1 protein-coding gene is annotated in these 445 nt (G+C 38.0%); it reads right to left on the bottom strand.

Annotation, left to right across the window (positions count from 1 at the left end):
• Positions 1–69: 69 nt before the first annotated feature.
• Entirely contained in the window at positions 70–300 is a 231-nt protein-coding gene (locus EGI32_RS11455) for a helix-turn-helix domain-containing protein (protein ID WP_255155390.1), read from the bottom strand.
• Between the last annotated feature and the right edge of the window lie 145 nt (positions 301–445).

Below are 445 nucleotides of genomic sequence, written 5' to 3'. Positions count from 1 at the left end.
TTCAATATTACCATGGGCTGCAATCCATGGCGACAAAAATTTTGCCGGGAAGACGGGAAGAAGGAGGGGTTATTTTTGCTTCTCCACAAGCTTGAAAAAATCGGATAGTTTGATGTCGAGGTAATCCGTCAATACCGACAAACTACTAATGGTCAGATTTCTTGTTCCACTTTCAACTCTGGCAATATGAATGCCGGTATCATTTCCAAAATCTGCTTGCAAAATACCTTTACTCTTACGCAATTCTTTCAGTGCGTTGCCAATTTTGCCAAGTAACTCATCGTTTTTTATCTGCGTCATAGTAGAACAAATAGACTAAAAATAAATTGTTAGAAAAAGGACTTTTGTGTCCTATTTTAATTTATCTTTATTGCATCAACTTTCCGTTCTGAAATCTGGTACATCTAAGCACAGGAAAGGCTAAAGTTCTTGCATGACGATGCGG

The sequence above is a fragment of the Ferruginibacter sp. HRS2-29 genome, from assembly GCF_024343615.1.
GTDB lineage: Bacteria > Bacteroidota > Bacteroidia > Chitinophagales > Chitinophagaceae > Ferruginibacter.
The sequence above is the reverse complement of the archived record's forward strand: the minus strand, read 5'-3'. Positions and strand labels throughout refer to the sequence as shown.

Coding starts and splice junctions, on each gene's coding strand:
- EGI32_RS11455 (WP_255155390.1), bottom strand. CDS start 300: ATGACGCAGATAAAAAACGATGAGTTACTTGGCAAAATTGGCAACGCA.